Here is a 16213-nt window from a genome sequence, read left to right as displayed (position 1 = left end):
GCCGCGACCGACAGACGGTTCGCGCCATGATCCGCGGTTCAGGTTTTGGGAGGGGCGCCGATAGCCGTTCCCGACCCATGTCGGATCTTGGCGTCGCTAATGATCGGGTCGCTTCTTGGCCCAAAGGCGACCTTGCGAAAATCCGTCCGCTGGCGCCACGTCTAGGCGGCGTTCACCGCCGCCTTTCATCCTAGGGCTAGACTACCGCACCGAGGTGGTGTTCTAGGCCGCTAAGCGCGCGGCGGCGGCGTCGATTGTGAAGTGCCCCACGCGGCGTGCCAGCTCATGCGCCTCGTCGGCTAGCGAGCGACTGGCGGCAGTTGATTCCTCAACCATCGCAGCGTTCTGTTGCGTGACCTGATCCATCTGGTTGACGGCGATATTGACCTCGCCCAGACCCTGCGACTGCTCCTGAGCCGAAGCGGCGATCTGCTCCATTACCTGGGCCGACTGCCGGACGCCCCCGACGATCCGCTGCAGCGCCTCACCCGTCTGGTTGACGAGCAGGACGCCGTTCTCCACATGGCCGGAACTAGCCAGCATCAGACCCTTGATCGCTCTAGCCGCTTCTGCGGAGCGCTGGGCCAGGGCCCGCACTTCCTGCGCGACCACGGCGAAGCCCCGTCCAGCGTCGCCGGCCCGGGCCGCCTCCACCCCAGCGTTCAGGGCTAGGAGATTGGTCTGGAACGCGATCTCGTCGATGGCGCTGAGGATTTGCTCGATTTCGTGCGACGACTTTTCTATGGCGCTCATGGCGACCACCGCCTCGCTGACGATCGCGCCGCCGCGCTCGGCGTCGTCGCGCGCGGCCTGAACCTGGGTCTTGGCCGAGGCGGCGCCGTCGGCCGAGCGGCGGACCGTCGCCAGGAGTTCTTCAAGCGCGGCGGCGGTCTGTTCGATACTTGCGGCCTGGCGCTCGGTGCGTTGGGCAAGCTGATCCGCGGCCTTGCTGATCTCCGACGAGCCGCCCAGGATGCTGCGCGCGCCGCCGTCGATCGCCGCCATCGCGATGTTGAGGTGCTGGATGGCGGCGTTGAAATCTTCCTTCAATTTGGCCGCGGTGGCGGGAAATCCGGTCTGGATCTGATAGGTGAGGTCGCCGGCCGCCAGACGATCTAGCGCCACACCCAAATGTTCCACCACGATGGCCTGTTCGCGGGCGTGAGCGGCGCGCTCGGCGTCATGGATCACGCGATCGCGTTCGGCCGCCTGGCGCTGATCCTCCGCCCTGTGCTCCACCTTCAGCTTGTCGATCGCCGATTGCTTGAAGGCCAGCACTGCATCGGCCATTTGCCCGATCTCATCGCTCCGTCCCACCGCAGGCACCTCGACGGAGTTGTCGCCCGCCGCCAAGCTCCGCATCGTGGCGGTCATATCGCGGACAGGGTTAGCGATCGCCCGGGTCAGAAGCCAGCCCATGGCGCAGGCAAGACTGATCGTCAGCACGCCGACAATGCCCAGGCCGATTTCAGCCCAATGATAAAGCGCCGCCAGCGAGGCCTCGCGCTCGTGCCGCGCGGCCTTGGACTGTTCGGCGATCTCCTTGCCAACCTCGCGGACAGCGGTGAGACGTCCTACGGTCAACAGCGACGCGCGGGCGGCCTCTAGCTTGGTCGGATCGCCGCCCTCGGCGATCTGGAGATCGGTCTGGTCCGAAAAGGCTCGAACGGCCGAGGCGAAGCGCGTCAAACGGTCCTTGTCGCCGCCGTCGGTAGGCTCGGCGAGAAGGACATCGAGAGCCGCCGCATAGTCGGCCTTGAAGCCGTTGTAGCGCTTGAGGAATGACGGATCGTTGGTCGCCAGATAACCACGGACGGCGTTCTGTTGTTCGACAAGGGCGTCGTTGGCTTTGGCCATCAGGCTGTCACGCGTCAGGTCGCGGTGATCCTCGGCCGCCCTGGCCTTGATGGTTTGCTCGCCGGTCAGGACCAGGATGCACACTAAGGCTACCAAGGTCACCAGCACGGCGAAGGCCGCCAGGAGCTTGTGGGCTATCTTTAGGGAGCCAAACATGTCGAGCCTCGCTGATTGCCGGCGATGATGCTCATGGACGGCCTTAACGGAGACCTCGGCTTGGGTTGTCCGCGTCAGTTAGCCGCGTATCTGGAAGGTCCGTATCCGGGCCAATCCCTATGTCTGCTTCGTGGCGACGCTGATCATGGCTTGGTCCGCTTTCGGCGCCGTCCTGTCGCGAACGGTGAATCACGGTCGCCTCACGACGGAAATGACGGCGAAGCGCCCCCTACCAGGCCATGGCCCGTCCGTTGGGCAGGCGGGCGCGGCTGAGGCGGCGAGAGGCGGCCTTGCCGCAGCCGACGATCATCGGCGCGTCGGCTGCGCGCAGCAGCGGCAGGTCGTCGAGGCTGTCGGTATAGGCATAGGCCCAGCGCTTGCCGTGGCCCGCCTCGGCCAGGGCTTGGCACTTGCGCTGATTGCGGCAGTGGACGTCGGCGACCCAGCCGGCGGCCCGGCGCTTGAGCGAGGTGCCCAGCACGACGATGGGCCGGTCCAGCGGGGCGATCAGGGCCTGGGCCAGGACGGTCGGGGCGGCGGTGACCACCACCACCTCGTCGCCATGAGCCAGATGCTCGTCGAGCGTCGCCATGCCCGGTCCGCGCCAGCGCAGGGGCAGGGCCTTGGCCTGGAAGCCCGCGGCGAACTCGGCGCAGGACTCGCGCAGCTTGGGTTCGGAGAGGCCCGCCGTGGCGATCCACAGCAGGATCGAGGCCCCGGCCCGGCGGGTGGGAGGCGCGATCACCATCGGGATGGCGACCGGGGCGACCAGGAGGGCGGCCAGAAGTCGGGGAACGGAGCGGCGAACCCGGCCCCACAGCCAGAGCGCCGTGGAATCGCCATCCAACAGAGTGCCGTCCAGATCGAAGACCGCGAGCATGGCCTCTCCTAGCGTCCGAACCTGTCAGTCCTGTGTCAGGCCTGTGGGCAGGATGTGTCAGTCTGTGGATAGAACGCGGCGGAGATCGATTTTGGCTCTAGGGCGGGGAGGGCGCGAAATCGCCTCCAGAGCGTCCGGTCAAGGGCGCGATCCCGCGCCATCCCGCGTCTGAGGGCTTGCTTTTTGGTCCGTTCCCGCCTATTTGCGCGGCCATTCCACACGTGGACGTGCGGCGACGCCGGGGAGACATCCCGTCGTTACCGTTCCGGTCCCGGTCCGAATCGTCGGAGCGGGGGTGTCCACGGAGGTTCAACCGGAAGAAGGAGACCTATCATGGCGCTTCCCGAATTCTCCATGCGTCAGCTCTTGGAAGCTGGCGCCCACTTCGGCCACCAGACGCACCGCTGGAACCCGAAGATGGACCGCTACATCTTTGGTTCGCGTTCGAACATCCACATCATCGACCTGTCGCAGTCGATTCCGCTCCTGCACCAGGCCCTGGTGAAGGTGCGTGAAGTCGCCGCCGCCGGCGGCCGCGTGCTGTTCGTCGGCACCAAGCGCCAGGCCAGCGACCCGGTCGCCACCGCGGCCAAGCGCTGCGCCCAGTACTATGTCAACCACCGCTGGCTCGGCGGCACCCTGACCAACTGGCGCACCGTCTCGGGTTCGATCGCGCGTCTGCGCGAACTCGAAGGCGTGCTGGGCGGCGACGGCTCGGGCCGTTCCAAGAAGGAACTGCTGCAGCTGACCCGCGAGCGCGACAAGCTGGAGCTGTCGCTGGGCGGCATCAAGGACATGGGCGGCATCCCCGACATCATGTTCGTGATCGACACCAACAAGGAAGCGATCGCGATCCTGGAAGCCCGCAAGCTGAACATCCCGGTCGTGGCCATCCTCGACACCAACTGCGATCCGGACGGCATCACCTATCCGATCCCGGGCAACGACGACGCCGCTCGCGCCCTGCAGCTGTACTGCGACCTGATCGCCGACGCCGTCCTGGACGGCCTGGCCGCCGGCCAAGCCGCCTCGGGCGTCGACCTGGGCGCCTCGGTCGCTCCGATCGAGCCGACCCTGGCTCGCGAACTGACCCCGGAACCGGTGGCTGAAGAAGCCGCCGCTCCGGAAGCCGCCCCGGCCGTCGAAGCCGCTCCGGAAGCCGCTCAGGAAGCGACCGCCGAAGCGATCGAAGCCGTCGCCGAAGAGCCGGCCGCGAGCTGATTTTCCGATCATCGGATCGGGATTTCGGTCCCGATCCGGTCTTCGTGAACCTGACATGCGACCGGGCTATCAAGCCCGGTCGTAATTTTGTTTCACGCGTTTCCTGAAGGCGACCCGGTCGCGGAGGGCAACGCTCCGATATTCAATGGAGGAACTCATGGCTGAAGTGACCGCTGCGCTGGTGAAAGAACTGCGCGAAAAGTCGGGCGTCGGCATGATGGACTGCAAGAAGGCGCTGGTCGAAAACAACGGCGACATCGACGCGTCCATCGACTGGCTGCGCGAGAAGGGTCTGTCCAAGGCCGCCAAGAAGGCCGACCGCGTCGCCGCCGAAGGCCTCGTGGGCATCGTGGTCCGCGCCGAGGGGGCGGGGATGACCGCCGCCGCCGTCGAGGTGAACGCCGAAACCGACTTCTTGTCGCGCAACGAACTGTTCCAGAACGCCGTGCGGAAGATCGCCAGGGCCGGTCTGGACAACGAAGGCGTGGACGCCATCGGCGCGGCCACCACGCCCGACGGTGAAGTCGTGTCGGATTTGCTGACCCATCTGATCGCCACCATCGGCGAAAACATGGTGCTGCGCCGCTCGGCCAGGTTCGCCGTGGCTCATGGCGCCGTGGCGACCTACATCCACAACGCGACGGCCCCGGATCTGGGCCGCATCGCCGTGCTCGTCGCCATTGAAGGCGCTGGCGACCAGGCCAAGATCGTTGAACTGGGCCGCAAGATCGCCATGCACGTGGCCGCGACCGCCCCGCTGTCGCTGTCGCCGGACGACCTGGACCAGGCCGCCATCGAGAAAGAGCGCCAGATCTTCACCGCGCAGGCGCTCGAGTCGGGCAAGCCCCCGGCCGTCGTCGAGAAGATGGTCGAAGGCCGCATCCGCAAGTTCCTGGAAGAAGTCGTGCTGCTGAAGCAGGCCTTCGTCATGAACCCGGACCAGACCGTCGAACAACTGGTCGCCGAGGCCGGCAAGGAACTGGGCTCGCCGCTCACCGTGAAGGGCTTCGTTCGCCTGGCCCTGGGTGAAGGCGTGGAGAAGGCTCCGGAAGGCGATTTCGCCGCCGAAGTCGCCGCCATGGCCGGCCAAGCCTAAGTCTTTTTCGCCGTCCCATCCCTCACTGGGCGGGGCGGCGGACAGGACCGCCTATCGAAGGCGCGGCGCGCATCGAGCGCGCGCCGCGCCTTTTTTGCGCCCGGGTCGCGCGTCTGCACGCGATCTGGCCGGTTTCAGCCCGGAAAACCGATCCCACTTTTTCGGAACGCGCTCTATGTTGCGTCCCGACGACTCAGGAAGAGCCTCCGCATGTCCGAACCTCAGCACAGACCCTATCGCCGCGTGCTTCTGAAGGTTTCGGGCGAAGTGCTGATGGGCGACACGCCCTATGGCATCGACACCAAGACCGTCGAATCGGTGGCCGAGGACATCCGGGAGATCGTCCAGTCGGGCGTCGAGCTGTGCCTGGTGATCGGCGGCGGCAACATCTTCCGCGGCATGGCCGGCGCGGCCAAGGGCATGGAGCGCTCCAGCGCCGACTACATGGGCATGCTGGCCACGGTGATGAACGCCCTGGCCATGCAGGACGCCCTGGAGCGCATCGGCGTCTCCACCCGCGTGCAGTCGGCCATTCCGATGGCCACGGTCTGCGAGCCCTACATCCGCCGCCGCGCCCAGCGTCACCTGGAAAAGGGCCGGGTGGTGATCTTCGCGGCCGGCACCGGCAACCCGTTCTTCACCACCGACACCGCCGCGGCCCTGCGCGCCGCCGAGATGCAGTGCGACGCCCTGTTCAAGGGCACCAGCGTCGACGGCATCTACAGCGCCGATCCCAAGAAGGACCCGGCCGCCAAGCGCTACGACAAGCTCAGCTACATGGACGTGCTGGCCAAGGACCTGCGGGTCATGGACGCCTCGGCCGTGGCCCTGATGCGCGACAACAACATTCCCATCGTGGTCTTCTCCATCAAGGGGCGCGGCAATCTGCTCAACGTCCTGAAGGGCCGGGGAACGCACACCGTCGTTTCCGGCGACCGCGCCGCTTAAATTCCCAGCGAAGAGAGCCCAAGCCATGGCCACCGCCGAAAAACCCGTCCTGTCCCGCTACAAGGAGCGCATGGACAAGTCCGTCGTCGCCCTGAAGGAGGAGTTCGCCTCCCTCCGCACGGGCCGCGCCTCCGCCAGCCTGCTCGATCAGGTGATGGTCGAGGCCTACGGTTCGTCGACCCCGCTGAACGCGGTGGCCTCGATCAGCGTGCCGGAACCGCGCCAGATCAACGTCAACGTCTGGGACAAGGGCGTCGTCGTCGCGGTCGAGAAGGCGATCCGCAACGCGGGCCTGGGCCTGAACCCGGTGGTCGAGGGCCAGAACCTGCGGATCCCGATCCCGCCGCTGACCGAAGAGCGCCGCAAGGATCTGGTCAAGGTGGCCGGCAAGTACGCCGAGCAGCAAAAGGTCGCGGTCCGCAACATCCGTCGCGACGCCAACGACGACCTCAAGAAGGCCGAAAAGGCTTCCGTCATCAGCGAAGACGAGCTGAAGAAGATGGAGACCGAGGTCCAGAAGATGACCGACGAAGCCATCAAGCGCGTCGACGAGGCCTTGAAAACCAAAGAACAAGAGATCATGCAGGTTTAGCATCGACCTGCGTTGTGGGGGGCGATGAGGGAAGGCTGAAGCGCATGGCGCCGACGACCGGCCTGCAGGATGTCTCGACTCGCGCCGGGGGCGCCAAGTCGGGCCAGTCCCTGCATGTGGCCATCATCATGGACGGCAACGGCCGTTGGGCGAAGCGGCGAAACCTGCCGCGCGTCCTGGGCCATCGCGCCGGGGTCAACGCCCTGAAGCGGACCGTCGAAGGCGCCGCCGCGCTGGGCGTGGGCGTGATGACGGTGTTCGGCTTTTCCACCGAGAACTGGAGCCGGCCGCCGCAGGAGGTGTCGGAACTGATGGGCCTGCTGAAGGCCTATCTGGAATCCGACCTCGAGCGCCTGGCCCGCGAACGCGTGAAGGTGCGGATCATCGGCCGCCGTACGGGTCTGGCGCCCGACGTGCTGGACGTCATCGACCGGGCCGAGCGTCGGACCAGCAAGAACAGCGCCTTCCTGCTGCAGGTGGCCTTCAACTACGGCGGCCGCGCCGACATCGCCGACGCCGCGCGCGCCTTCGCCCTGGCGGTGGAGCGCGGCGAGGCCCGGGCCGCCGATCTGGACGAGGCGTTGTTCGAACAGCATCTGTCCACCGCCGGCGCGCCTGCCCCGGACCTTATCGTGCGCACCAGCGGCGAGCATCGGATCTCGAATTTTCTGCTTTGGGAATGCGCCTACGCCGAACTCGTGTATCAGGACGTTCTGTGGCCGGACTACGGGCCCGAACACCTGGCCGCCGCGTTGACGGAATATCGCAGCCGCGACCGTCGCTATGGAGGTATCGCCGTCGATGACGTCGCCGTCGCCGGCTAAACGTTTCAACTGGAGCAACCTGCGGATCCGTGTCGCCTCGGCCACGGTGCTGGTGCCCACGGTCGTGGCCGCCGTCTGGTTCGGCGACGTCTGGTACCTGGGATTGATCCTGGTCGGCGTCGCGCTCCTCGCCCGCGAGTGGGCCGAGATGAGCGCCCGCCGTTCGGCGCTCGGCGTGGCGGTGGCGATCGGCGCGGCCGTGGCGATCTCGGTGATCGTCGCCTATCTCGGCCACTACTACATTACCTGGCCCGTGGTGATCGCCGGCGCCCTGACCGCGGCCCTGATGGCGCGCGGCGCGGTGGAGCGCCGGGCCGACGCCGCCTATGGCGTGATCTACATCGCCCCGGCCGTCATCGCGATGATCTGGCTGCGCCGCATGGACGCGGGCCTCAGCTGGACCCTGCTGCTGTTCACGGCGACCTGGTTCGCCGACATCTTCGCCTTCGCGGTCGGCAGTCTCCTGAAGGGCCCGAAGCTGTGGCCGCGCTATTCGCCCAACAAGACCTGGTCGGGCTTTTTCGGCGGCCTGGTCGCCGCCTCGCTGGGCGCGATCGGCATCGTGGCCCTGTCACGGGCGCTGCCCGCCTTGCCCGACCTGCACCTGGCCTGGCCCGTCGCCGCGGCGATCGGCCTGCTGGGCGGCCTGGCCACCATGACCGGCGACCTCTGGGAATCGATGCTCAAGCGCCGGTTCGGCGTGAAGGATTCGGGCGACCTGATCCCAGGCCACGGCGGCATGCTGGACCGTGTCGACGGCCTGATGTTCGCGGCGATCGTGGTCGCCGCCGCGCGGCTCCTCGACCAACGGGGACTGTTGCCTTGACCCCTGTTCGCGAGGCCATGCGTCCCAAGGTCGGGGCCCCCAAGGCCGGGGCCCGCAAGGTCGTGGTGCTGGGGTCGACGGGGTCCATCGGCGTTTCGACGCTGGACCTGTTCGAACAGGCCGGCGTCGCGGTCGAAATCCTGGCCCTGACGGCCGGCCGCAATGTCGAGAAACTGGCCGAGCAGGCCCTGCGGTGGAAGCCCCAGGTCGCGGTGATCGACGACGAGACCTGCCTGCCGGAGCTGCGCGAACGCCTGGCCGGCTCGGGCGTGCGGGCCGCCGCCGGTCCCGCCGCGGTTTCCGAAGCCGCCGCCATGGGCGCGGACTGGGTGATGTCGGCCATCGTCGGCGCGGCGGGCCTGGCCCCGACGCTGGCCGCGGCCCGCTCGGGCGCGGTCATCGCCCTGGCCAACAAGGAAAGCCTGGTCTGCGCCGGTCCGGCCCTGCTGGCCATCGCCCGCGCGGCCGGCGGTTCGGTGATTCCCGTCGATTCCGAGCACTCGGCGATCTTTCAGGTGTTGCAGCGCGATTGTCTCGACCAGGTATCGCGCCTGATCCTGACGGCGTCGGGCGGACCTTTCCGCACCTGGGACAAGGCCGCCATGGCCAAGGCCACGCCGGAACAGGCGGTGGCCCACCCGAATTGGTCGATGGGCGCCAAGATTTCGGTCGATTCCGCGACGATGATGAACAAGGGCCTCGAGATGATCGAGGCGTCCTACCTGTTCGAGACCCCGCAGGACCGCATCGAGGTGGTGATCCACCCGCAGTCCGTGATCCACAGCCTGGTCGAATACGCCGACGGCTCGACCCTGGCCCAGCTGGGCCCGCCGGACATGCGCAGCCCGATCTCCTGCGCCTTCTCCTGGCCCCAGCGGCTTTCGTGGCCCGCCAAGCCCCTGGATCTGGCCGCCTACGCCCAATTGACCTTCGAAGCGCCGGACCTGGAACGCTTCCCGTCGATCGCCATCGCCCGTGAAGCGCTGCGCCTGGGCGGGGGCGCGCCGGCGGCGATGAACGCCGCCAACGAGGTGGCTGTCGCGGCCTTCCTTGACCGCCAGATCGGCTTTCTGGATATTGCCGGCGCGGTGGCGGGGACTCTTGAGCGCATGAACGGCCTAGGCGAGCTCGCCGACAGCGCCGGCGACGCCCTCGACAGCGCGATGATGACTGACGCTTCGGCCCGCCGTATTGCGGCCGAGGTTGTCGGCCAGAAGCGTATCTAGAGACTGACCGGGGAGTTAGGCGCCACCTTATGATCGGGTTTTTGACGGGCCTCATCGCGTTCGTGTTCGTGCTGTCCATCGTGGTGACAGTGCATGAACTCGGCCATTTCCTGGCCGCGCGAGCCTGCGGCGTGGCCATCGACTGCTTCTCGATCGGCTTTGGCCCCAAGATCGTGTCGTGGCGGGACAAGACCGGCGTCGAATGGCGGATCGCCTCGATTCCCCTGGGCGGCTACGTCCGGTTCTCCGGCGACGACAACGCCGCCAGCGTGCCGGACGGCGGCGACCTGGCGATCCTCAAGAGCGAGATCGCCGCGCGCGAGGGCGAGGCGGCCGTTTCCCGCTACTACCATTTCAAGCCTGTCTGGCAGCGCGCGTTCATCGCCGTGGCCGGGCCGATGGCCAATTTCGTGCTGGCGATCGTCCTGTTCGCCGCGCTGATGATGACGCTGGGCGAATACCGCCATCCCGCGACGGTCGATCGGGTGCCCGCCGACGGCGCCGCCGCCGCCGCGGGCTTCAAGCCCGGTGATCTGATCACCAAGGCCGACGGCCGTAGAATCAAGAATTTCGAGGACGTGGGCCGCTACGTCATCCTGCGGTCGGGCTTGCCGATCGATTTCACGGTCAAGCGCGGCGATCAGACCCTGCATCTTGTCGCGACCCCGGTTCAGGTCGAGATCGTCGACAAGATCAACGGCCGGATGAAGGTCGGCCGGCTGAGCATCGAGAACCGCAGTCCGTCCTATCACTATCGCTCGAGCGTCTGGCGCGCCATTCCCGACGCCACGGTCGAGGTCTGGGACCAGATCGGCACCATCGGCTTCTATCTGGGACGTCTGGTCACCGGGCAGATCTCGGCCGACCAGATCAGCGGCGTGATCGGCATCGGCCACGCGGTCGGCGCCATGGCCAACGCCACGACGGTCGACGCGCCCAATTTCGAGACCCTGCTGCTGCGTTTCTTCGTCGGCCAGATGATCATGGTGGCGACCTTGTCGGTCAGCATCGGCTTCATGAATCTTCTGCCCATCCCGGTTCTCGATGGCGGTCACCTGGTGATGTACGCCTACGAGGCGATCGCCAAGCGGCCGCTGAAGGCCGAGTTTCAGGCGGCTGGCTTCAGAGCGGGGCTTGCCTTGATCCTTGGTTTCATGCTGTTCGCGGCCTGGAACGACCTTCACCGCTACGACGTGTTCAAATTCATTGGCGGCCTGTTCTCGTGAACCGCGCCGTCCGTCCATGATTGGTCCCATGAACAAAATTCGCGCCCATAGCGCCGCGTTCGCCACCGGCGTTGCGCTCCTCCTCGGTTCCACGGCGCTGACCGCGCCGCAGATCGCCTTCGCCCAGGCCCAGACGGGCGTGGTCCAGCGCATCGTGGTGCAGGGCAACGAGCGGATCGAGCAGGGGACCGTGCTGTCCTACCTGCCGATCCAGCCGGGCGAGACGGTCGATCCCCAGCGCCTCGACCTGGCGCTGAAGACCCTGGCGCGCACCGAGCTGTTCGCCGACGTGAAGATCGAGCTGCAAGGCGGCGACCTGATCATCAAGGTCGTCGAGAACCCGATCATCAACCAGGTGGTCTTCGAGGGGAACTCGGCGCTGAAGGAAGACAAGCTGAAGGACGAGGTGCAGATCCGTCCGCGCGGCATCTTCACCCGCTCCAAGGTCCAGGCCGACGTCCAGCGCATCATCGAGCTCTATCGCCGTTCGGGCCGCATCTCGGCGACCGTGACGCCGAAGGTGGTCGAACTGCCGCAAAAGCGCGTCGACCTGGTGTTCGAGATCAGCGAAGGCCCCAAGAGCGGCGTGCTGGGCGTCACCTTCCTGGGCAACAAGGAATTCTCGGACAACGACCTGAAGGACGTCATCGTCACCAAGGAGTCGCACTGGTACAAATTCCTGACCAGCAACGACAACTACGACCCTGACCGGATCGAGTACGACCGCGAGCAGCTGCGCAAGTTCTATCGCAACCGCGGCTATTTCGACTTCCGCGTCGTGGCCTCGGTCGCCGAGCTGGCCACCGACAAGAACGGCTTCGCGGTCACCTACACGATCGACGAAGGCCCCAAGTACAAGTTCGGCAAGATCACCGTCGAAACCGAGCTGAAGAAGCTGAACGGCGACCTGCTGGCCCAGATCCTGCCGATCCGCGCCGGCCAGCTGTACGAAGACGAGAAGATCGAGCAGGCCACCGACGCCCTGACCTTCGCGGCGGGCGCGGCCGGCTTCGCCTTCGTGGACGTGCGTCCGCGCTACGTGCCCAACCACGAGAACAACACCGTCGACGTCGTGTTCTCGGTGCGTGAAGGGCCGCGGGTCTATGTCGATCGGATCGACATCGTCGGCAACACCCGCACGCTCGACTACGTCGTGCGTCGCGAACTCGAAGTGGCCGAAGGCGACGCCTACAACCGCGTTCTGGTTGACCGCTCCAAGAACCGCGTCCGTTCGCTCGGCTTCTTCAAGGACGTCGACATCGAGGAAGTGCCGAGCGACCGGCCCGACCGCACGACCCTGCGGGTCAAGACCGAGGAACAGCCGACCGGCGAACTGTCGTTCAGCGCCGGCTACAGCTCGGTCGACAAGCTGGTTCTGGATGTCGGCATCACCGAACGCAACTTCCGCGGCCGCGGCCAGAACCTGCGGGCCCGCGTCTCGGTCGGTTCGCTGCGCCAGCAGATCGACTTCGGCTTCACCGAGCCGCGCTTCCTGGGCCGCGACCTGCGCGCGGGCCTGGATCTGTACTCCTACCGCTACGACCTGAGCGACTACGCCGCCTATGACACCCAGTCGACCGGCGGCACGCTGCGCCTGGGCTTCCCGCTGACCCAGAACGCTTCGATGAGCCTTCGCTACCAGCTCCGCCAGGACAAGGTGAGCGTCGAGGACAGCCTCTGCGCCAGCGGTTCGGTGTCCGACATTCTCTGCCTGCAGCGCGGGTCCTACGTCACCTCGCTGTTCGGCTACGGCATGCGGATCGACAAGCGCAACGACCCGCTGCAGCCGACCCGCGGCTGGTTCGCCGACCTGAACCAGGACCTGGCCGGCTTCGGCGGCGACGTGAAGTATCTGAGGACCGAGACCGACGGCGGTTGGTACTGGGGCTTCAACAAGGACTTCATCTTCAGCGCCACCGGTTCGGCGGGCTATATCGAAGGTTGGGGCGGCGACAACATCCGCATCAACGACCGCTTCTACAAGGGCGGTTCGACGTTCCGCGGCTTCGAGATCGCAGGCATCGGTCCGCGCGACACGACGACGCAGAGCAGCGCCCTGGGCGCCAAGCTTTACGCGATCGGCACGTTCGAGCTGACGGTTCCGACCTTCCTGCCCGAACAGTACGGCATCAAGGCCGCGGTGTTCACCGACTTTGGTACGGCCGGCCAGCTGGACGACGTCGATCGTCTGAACTCGGACGGCACTATCAACCCGAACATCAAGGACGGCCTGGGCCTGCGGGCCACGGCCGGTCTGAGCATCGACTGGAAGTCCCCCATGGGTCCCATCCGGTTCGATTTCAGCCACATTCTCGCTAAAGAAGACTACGACAGGACCGAAACCTTCCGGTTCTCCACCTCCACAAGGTTTTAACGAACATGACTTCCAAGTTCCTCGCCGCGACCGTTTCGGGTCTGGCCGCCCTCGCCACGGCGTCGGGCGCCTTCGCCCAGGCCGCGCCGCCCGCCGCCGCGCCGCCGATCTCTCACGGCGCCCCGATCGCCGGCGTCTGCATCTTCTCGAGCCAGCGCGCCGTGGCGACCTCGCAGGTCGGCAAGGCCGTCGACGCCCGCCTGAAGGCCATCATCGCCCAGGTCAACGCCGAGCTGACCGCCGAGCGCACCAGCCTGGACAACGACGCCAAGGCCCTGGACGCCAAGAAGGCCACCCTCGACCAAAGCGCCCTGGAACAACAGGCCGCCGCCCTGCAAGTGCGCGCCAACGCCTGGCAGCGTAAGGGCCAGCAGCGCCAGCGCGAAGTCGAGGCCACCGAGCAGAAGCAACTGGCCCGCGTCTACCAAGAGCTGGACCCGGCGATCCGTCAGGCCTATCAGGCCAAGACCTGCTCGATCCTGATCGAGCGCGAGTCGGTTCTGCTGGGCAATCCGGCCATGGACATCACCGACGCCGTCGTGACCGCCGTGGACGCCCGCATCAAGACCCTGACCTTCGATCGCGAACGTCTGGACCAAGCGGCTCCGGGGGCTCAAGCTCTCCAACCGACTCCCAAGAAGCCGTAATCGAGCCGGCTCGGGCATGACGCCCGGGCTGCTCCCGAGAGGACCGATGCCGGACCCGCGCTTTTTCGAAGACCTGGGTCCGGCGACCCTCACGGAATTGGCCAGTCTGAGCGATGCTCGGCTGGCCGATCCGGCCGAGGGCCATCACCTGATCTCGCACGTCGCTCCCCTCGAGAGCGCCGGGGCGGGCGCCGTCACCTTCCTTTCCGATCCCAAGCGCCTGGCCGATCTGGCCGGCCTGAAGGGCGCGGCCTGCTTTCTGCGGCCCGAACACGCGGCCCAGGCTCCGGCCGGCTGCATCCTGCTGCTGACGAGCCATCCGCAGGTCTCATGGGCCGCGGCCGCCGAGCGCCTGCACGCGCCGCGCCGGCATGACGGCTCGGTGCAGCCCGTCCATCCCGACAGCACGCTGGAGGAGGGCGTCAGGCTGTCTCCCAGCGTGGTCATCGGGCCGGGAGCCCGAATCGGCCGCGGGACCTATCTGGCGCCCGGCGTGGTGATCGGACCCGGCGTGGCCGTCGGCCGCGACTGCCGGATCGGCGCCAACGCGGTAATCGGCTTCGCCCTGATCGGCGACCGCGTGTCGATCCACGCCGGGGCGGTGATCGGCGAACCGGGCTTCGGCGCGGCCGGCGGGCCCAGGGGCGTCGTCGACCTGCCGCAGCTGGGGCGGGTGATCCTGCAGGACGGGGTGACGATCGGCGCCAACAGCTGCGTGGATCGAGGCGCCTTTGGCGATACGATGATCGGCGAGAACACCAAGATCGACAATCTCGTCCATGTCGCCCACAACGTCCGGCTCGGCCGCAACTGCGTCGCCGCCGCCTTCACGGGCGTTTCCGGCAGCACGGTGGTGGGCGACGGGGTCGCGTTCGGCGGCAAGGCCGGCGTGGCCGACCACCTGACGGTCGGCGCGGGCGCCCAGATCGGCGCCTCGGCGTCGGTGTTCAAGGACGTGCCGGCCGGCGAAACATGGACTGGGTTTCCGGCGCGACCGCTCAAGCGGTGGCTCCGCGAGACCGCATGGCTGTCGCGCAAGGCGGGCGGCCGGGGAACCAAGGGGCCAGAATGAGCCAATCCAAGACCGAAGAGCCTCTGGCCAATATCGACATCGCCGAGATTCTGAACCGCATCCCGCACCGCTATCCGTTCCTGCTGGTCGACCGGGCCGAGGCCTATCGCGCCCACCAGTCGATCGTCGGCATCAAGTGCGTGACGATCAACGAGCCGTTCTTCCAGGGCCACTTCCCGGGCAATCCGGTGATGCCCGGCGTGCTGATCATCGAGGCCCTGGCCCAGACCGGCGCGGTGCTGATGAGCAAGTCGCTCGAGGTCGACACCGACGGCAAGACCATCTTCTTCATGTCGGTCGACAACGTCCGCTTCCGCAATCCCGTGCGGCCGGGCGACGTGATCCGCATGGAAGTCGAGGTGGTCCGCGCCCGATCGAGCATCTTCAAGTTCAAGGGCGTGGCCAAGGTCGGCGACAAGGTCGCGGCCGAGGCCGAGTTCGCGGCCATGGTGGTGGAGACGCCCAAGGCATGACCCAGATCCATCCGACCGCCATCGTTTCGCCCGGCGCGCAATTGGGCCAGGACGTCGAGATCGGCGCGTTCTGCACCGTGGGCCCCAAGGTTCGGCTGGGCGACGGCGTGCGGCTGGTCTCGCACGTGGTGATCGAGGGCGCGACCCAGATCGGGGCCGGCACCATCGTCCATCCGTTCGCGGTGCTGGGCGGCGCGCCGCAGCACCTGGCTCACAAGGGCGAGGACACCCGGCTGGTGATCGGCGAGCGCAACATCATTCGCGAGCACGTCACCATGCACACCGGCACGACGGGTGGCGGCGGGGTCACCACGGTCGGCTCCGACAGCCTCTACATGGTCGGGGCCCACGTCGCCCATGACTGCGTGATCGGCGACCGCGTGACCTTCGCCAACAGCGCCACCCTGGGCGGACACGTGCAGGTCGGCGATTTCGTGTTCATGGGCGGGCTGTGCGCCGTCCACCAGTTCACCCGCATCGGCCGCTATGCGTTCGTCGGCGGCGGCGGAGTGGTGACCAAGGACATCATTCCCTACGGCTCGGTGTGGGGCAACCACGCCCACCTGGAGGGGCTGAACCTGGTGGGCCTCAAGCGCCGCGGCTTCAGCCGCGAGGCGATCAACGCCCTGCGCGCCGCCTACCGTCTGCTGTTCGCCGACGAAGGCACCTTCCAGGAGCGCCTGGACGACGTGACCGAGGCCCATGCCGACACGCCCGAGGTGATGGAGATCGTCGACTTCATTCGCGCCGAGGGCAACAGGCCGCTGTGCCTGCCCGAGCGCGAGGTCTAGGGGA

15 protein-coding genes are annotated in these 16213 nt (G+C 67.1%); 13 read left to right on the top strand and 2 right to left on the bottom strand.

What is annotated here, in order from left to right:
* Positions 1 to 222 precede the first annotated feature (222 nt).
* Both ASD38_RS18060 and ASD38_RS18055 read right to left on the bottom strand, forming a co-directional pair.
* Positions 223 to 2013, bottom strand: a complete 1791-nt coding sequence (locus tag ASD38_RS18060; RefSeq protein ID WP_056462151.1) for a methyl-accepting chemotaxis protein — start codon at positions 2011 to 2013, stop codon at positions 223 to 225.
* A 229-nt stretch (positions 2014 to 2242) separates the two neighbouring features.
* On the bottom strand, positions 2243 to 2893 hold the full coding sequence (locus ASD38_RS18055) for a haloacid dehalogenase-like hydrolase (protein WP_056462148.1): 651 nt from the start codon (positions 2891 to 2893) through the stop codon (positions 2243 to 2245).
* A 333-nt stretch (positions 2894 to 3226) separates the two neighbouring features.
* On the opposite strand from ASD38_RS18055, the gene rpsB reads away from it, so the two are divergent.
* The 13 genes from rpsB to lpxA all read left to right on the top strand — a co-directional run bounded on the left by rpsB (position 3227) and on the right by lpxA (position 16209).
* A complete protein-coding gene (gene rpsB, locus ASD38_RS18050; protein WP_056446697.1) occupies positions 3227 to 4114 on the top strand; it encodes a 30S ribosomal protein S2 in 888 nt (295 codons plus the stop codon).
* 157 nt (positions 4115 to 4271) lie between these two features.
* Positions 4272 to 5210, top strand: a complete 939-nt coding sequence (gene tsf, locus ASD38_RS18045; RefSeq protein WP_056446700.1) for a translation elongation factor Ts — start codon at positions 4272 to 4274, stop codon at positions 5208 to 5210.
* Positions 5211 to 5420: 210 nt separating this feature from the next.
* Positions 5421 to 6158 carry a UMP kinase gene (gene pyrH, locus ASD38_RS18040; RefSeq protein ID WP_056446703.1) on the top strand — a complete coding sequence of 246 codons (738 nt, stop codon included), beginning with the start codon at positions 5421 to 5423 and terminating at the stop codon, positions 6156 to 6158.
* A 25-nt stretch (positions 6159 to 6183) separates the two neighbouring features.
* Complete coding sequence (frr, locus tag ASD38_RS18035; protein WP_056446706.1) at positions 6184 to 6750, top strand: ribosome recycling factor; 567 nt, start codon at positions 6184 to 6186, stop codon at positions 6748 to 6750.
* Positions 6751 to 6794: 44 nt separating this feature from the next.
* Positions 6795 to 7574 (top strand): polyprenyl diphosphate synthase, encoded by a 780-nt coding sequence (gene uppS, locus ASD38_RS18030; protein WP_056462144.1) that lies wholly within the window; start codon positions 6795 to 6797, stop codon positions 7572 to 7574.
* Positions 7552 to 8400: a phosphatidate cytidylyltransferase gene (locus tag ASD38_RS18025; RefSeq protein WP_056446713.1), complete on the top strand. Its 849-nt coding sequence runs from the start codon at positions 7552 to 7554 to the stop codon at positions 8398 to 8400. The genes uppS and ASD38_RS18025 overlap by 23 nt, the downstream gene beginning before the upstream one ends.
* Positions 8401 to 8417: 17 nt before the next feature.
* Positions 8418 to 9626, top strand: a complete 1209-nt coding sequence (locus ASD38_RS18020) for a 1-deoxy-D-xylulose-5-phosphate reductoisomerase (protein WP_056446717.1) — start codon at positions 8418 to 8420, stop codon at positions 9624 to 9626.
* A 41-nt stretch (positions 9627 to 9667) separates the two neighbouring features.
* Complete coding sequence (locus ASD38_RS18015) at positions 9668 to 10852, top strand: M50 family metallopeptidase (protein ID WP_235523878.1); 1185 nt, start codon at positions 9668 to 9670, stop codon at positions 10850 to 10852.
* 16 nt (positions 10853 to 10868) lie between these two features.
* Positions 10869 to 13226 carry an outer membrane protein assembly factor BamA gene (gene bamA / locus ASD38_RS18010; protein WP_056446721.1) on the top strand — a complete coding sequence of 786 codons (2358 nt, stop codon included), beginning with the start codon at positions 10869 to 10871 and terminating at the stop codon, positions 13224 to 13226.
* Between the two features lie 5 nt (positions 13227 to 13231).
* Positions 13232 to 13873, top strand: a complete 642-nt coding sequence (locus tag ASD38_RS18005) for an OmpH family outer membrane protein (protein ID WP_056446727.1) — start codon at positions 13232 to 13234, stop codon at positions 13871 to 13873.
* 46 nt (positions 13874 to 13919) lie between these two features.
* The gene (lpxD, locus tag ASD38_RS18000; RefSeq protein ID WP_056462138.1) at positions 13920 to 14945 is read left to right on the top strand and encodes a UDP-3-O-(3-hydroxymyristoyl)glucosamine N-acyltransferase; all 1026 of its coding nucleotides are present in this window, start codon (positions 13920 to 13922) and stop codon (positions 14943 to 14945) included.
* The gene (gene fabZ, locus ASD38_RS17995; RefSeq protein ID WP_056446736.1) at positions 14942 to 15418 is read left to right on the top strand and encodes a 3-hydroxyacyl-ACP dehydratase FabZ; all 477 of its coding nucleotides are present in this window, start codon (positions 14942 to 14944) and stop codon (positions 15416 to 15418) included. The genes lpxD and fabZ overlap by 4 nt, the downstream gene beginning before the upstream one ends.
* Entirely contained in the window at positions 15415 to 16209 is a 795-nt protein-coding gene (gene lpxA / locus ASD38_RS17990; RefSeq protein WP_056446738.1) for an acyl-ACP--UDP-N-acetylglucosamine O-acyltransferase, read from the top strand. The genes fabZ and lpxA overlap by 4 nt, the downstream gene beginning before the upstream one ends.
* Positions 16210 to 16213 lie beyond the last annotated feature (4 nt).

The organism is Caulobacter sp. Root487D2Y (assembly GCF_001427165.1).
Taxonomy (GTDB): Bacteria; Pseudomonadota; Alphaproteobacteria; order Caulobacterales; family Caulobacteraceae; genus Caulobacter.
This window is presented reverse-complemented; position numbering and strand designations above follow the sequence as displayed.

Coding starts and splice junctions, on each gene's coding strand:
- frr (WP_056446706.1), top strand. CDS start 6,184: ATGGCCACCGCCGAAAAACCCGTCCTGTCCCGCTACAAGGAGCGCATG.
- tsf (WP_056446700.1), top strand. CDS start 4,272: ATGGCTGAAGTGACCGCTGCGCTGGTGAAAGAACTGCGCGAAAAGTCG.
- bamA (WP_056446721.1), top strand. CDS start 10,869: ATGATTGGTCCCATGAACAAAATTCGCGCCCATAGCGCCGCGTTCGCC.
- ASD38_RS18025 (WP_056446713.1), top strand. CDS start 7,552: ATGACGTCGCCGTCGCCGGCTAAACGTTTCAACTGGAGCAACCTGCGG.
- lpxD (WP_056462138.1), top strand. CDS start 13,920: ATGCCGGACCCGCGCTTTTTCGAAGACCTGGGTCCGGCGACCCTCACG.
- ASD38_RS18005 (WP_056446727.1), top strand. CDS start 13,232: ATGACTTCCAAGTTCCTCGCCGCGACCGTTTCGGGTCTGGCCGCCCTC.
- ASD38_RS18060 (WP_056462151.1), bottom strand. CDS start 2,013: ATGTTTGGCTCCCTAAAGATAGCCCACAAGCTCCTGGCGGCCTTCGCC.
- uppS (WP_056462144.1), top strand. CDS start 6,795: ATGGCGCCGACGACCGGCCTGCAGGATGTCTCGACTCGCGCCGGGGGC.
- ASD38_RS18055 (WP_056462148.1), bottom strand. CDS start 2,893: ATGCTCGCGGTCTTCGATCTGGACGGCACTCTGTTGGATGGCGATTCC.
- rpsB (WP_056446697.1), top strand. CDS start 3,227: ATGGCGCTTCCCGAATTCTCCATGCGTCAGCTCTTGGAAGCTGGCGCC.
- lpxA (WP_056446738.1), top strand. CDS start 15,415: ATGACCCAGATCCATCCGACCGCCATCGTTTCGCCCGGCGCGCAATTG.
- fabZ (WP_056446736.1), top strand. CDS start 14,942: ATGAGCCAATCCAAGACCGAAGAGCCTCTGGCCAATATCGACATCGCC.
- ASD38_RS18020 (WP_056446717.1), top strand. CDS start 8,418: ATGCGTCCCAAGGTCGGGGCCCCCAAGGCCGGGGCCCGCAAGGTCGTG.
- pyrH (WP_056446703.1), top strand. CDS start 5,421: ATGTCCGAACCTCAGCACAGACCCTATCGCCGCGTGCTTCTGAAGGTT.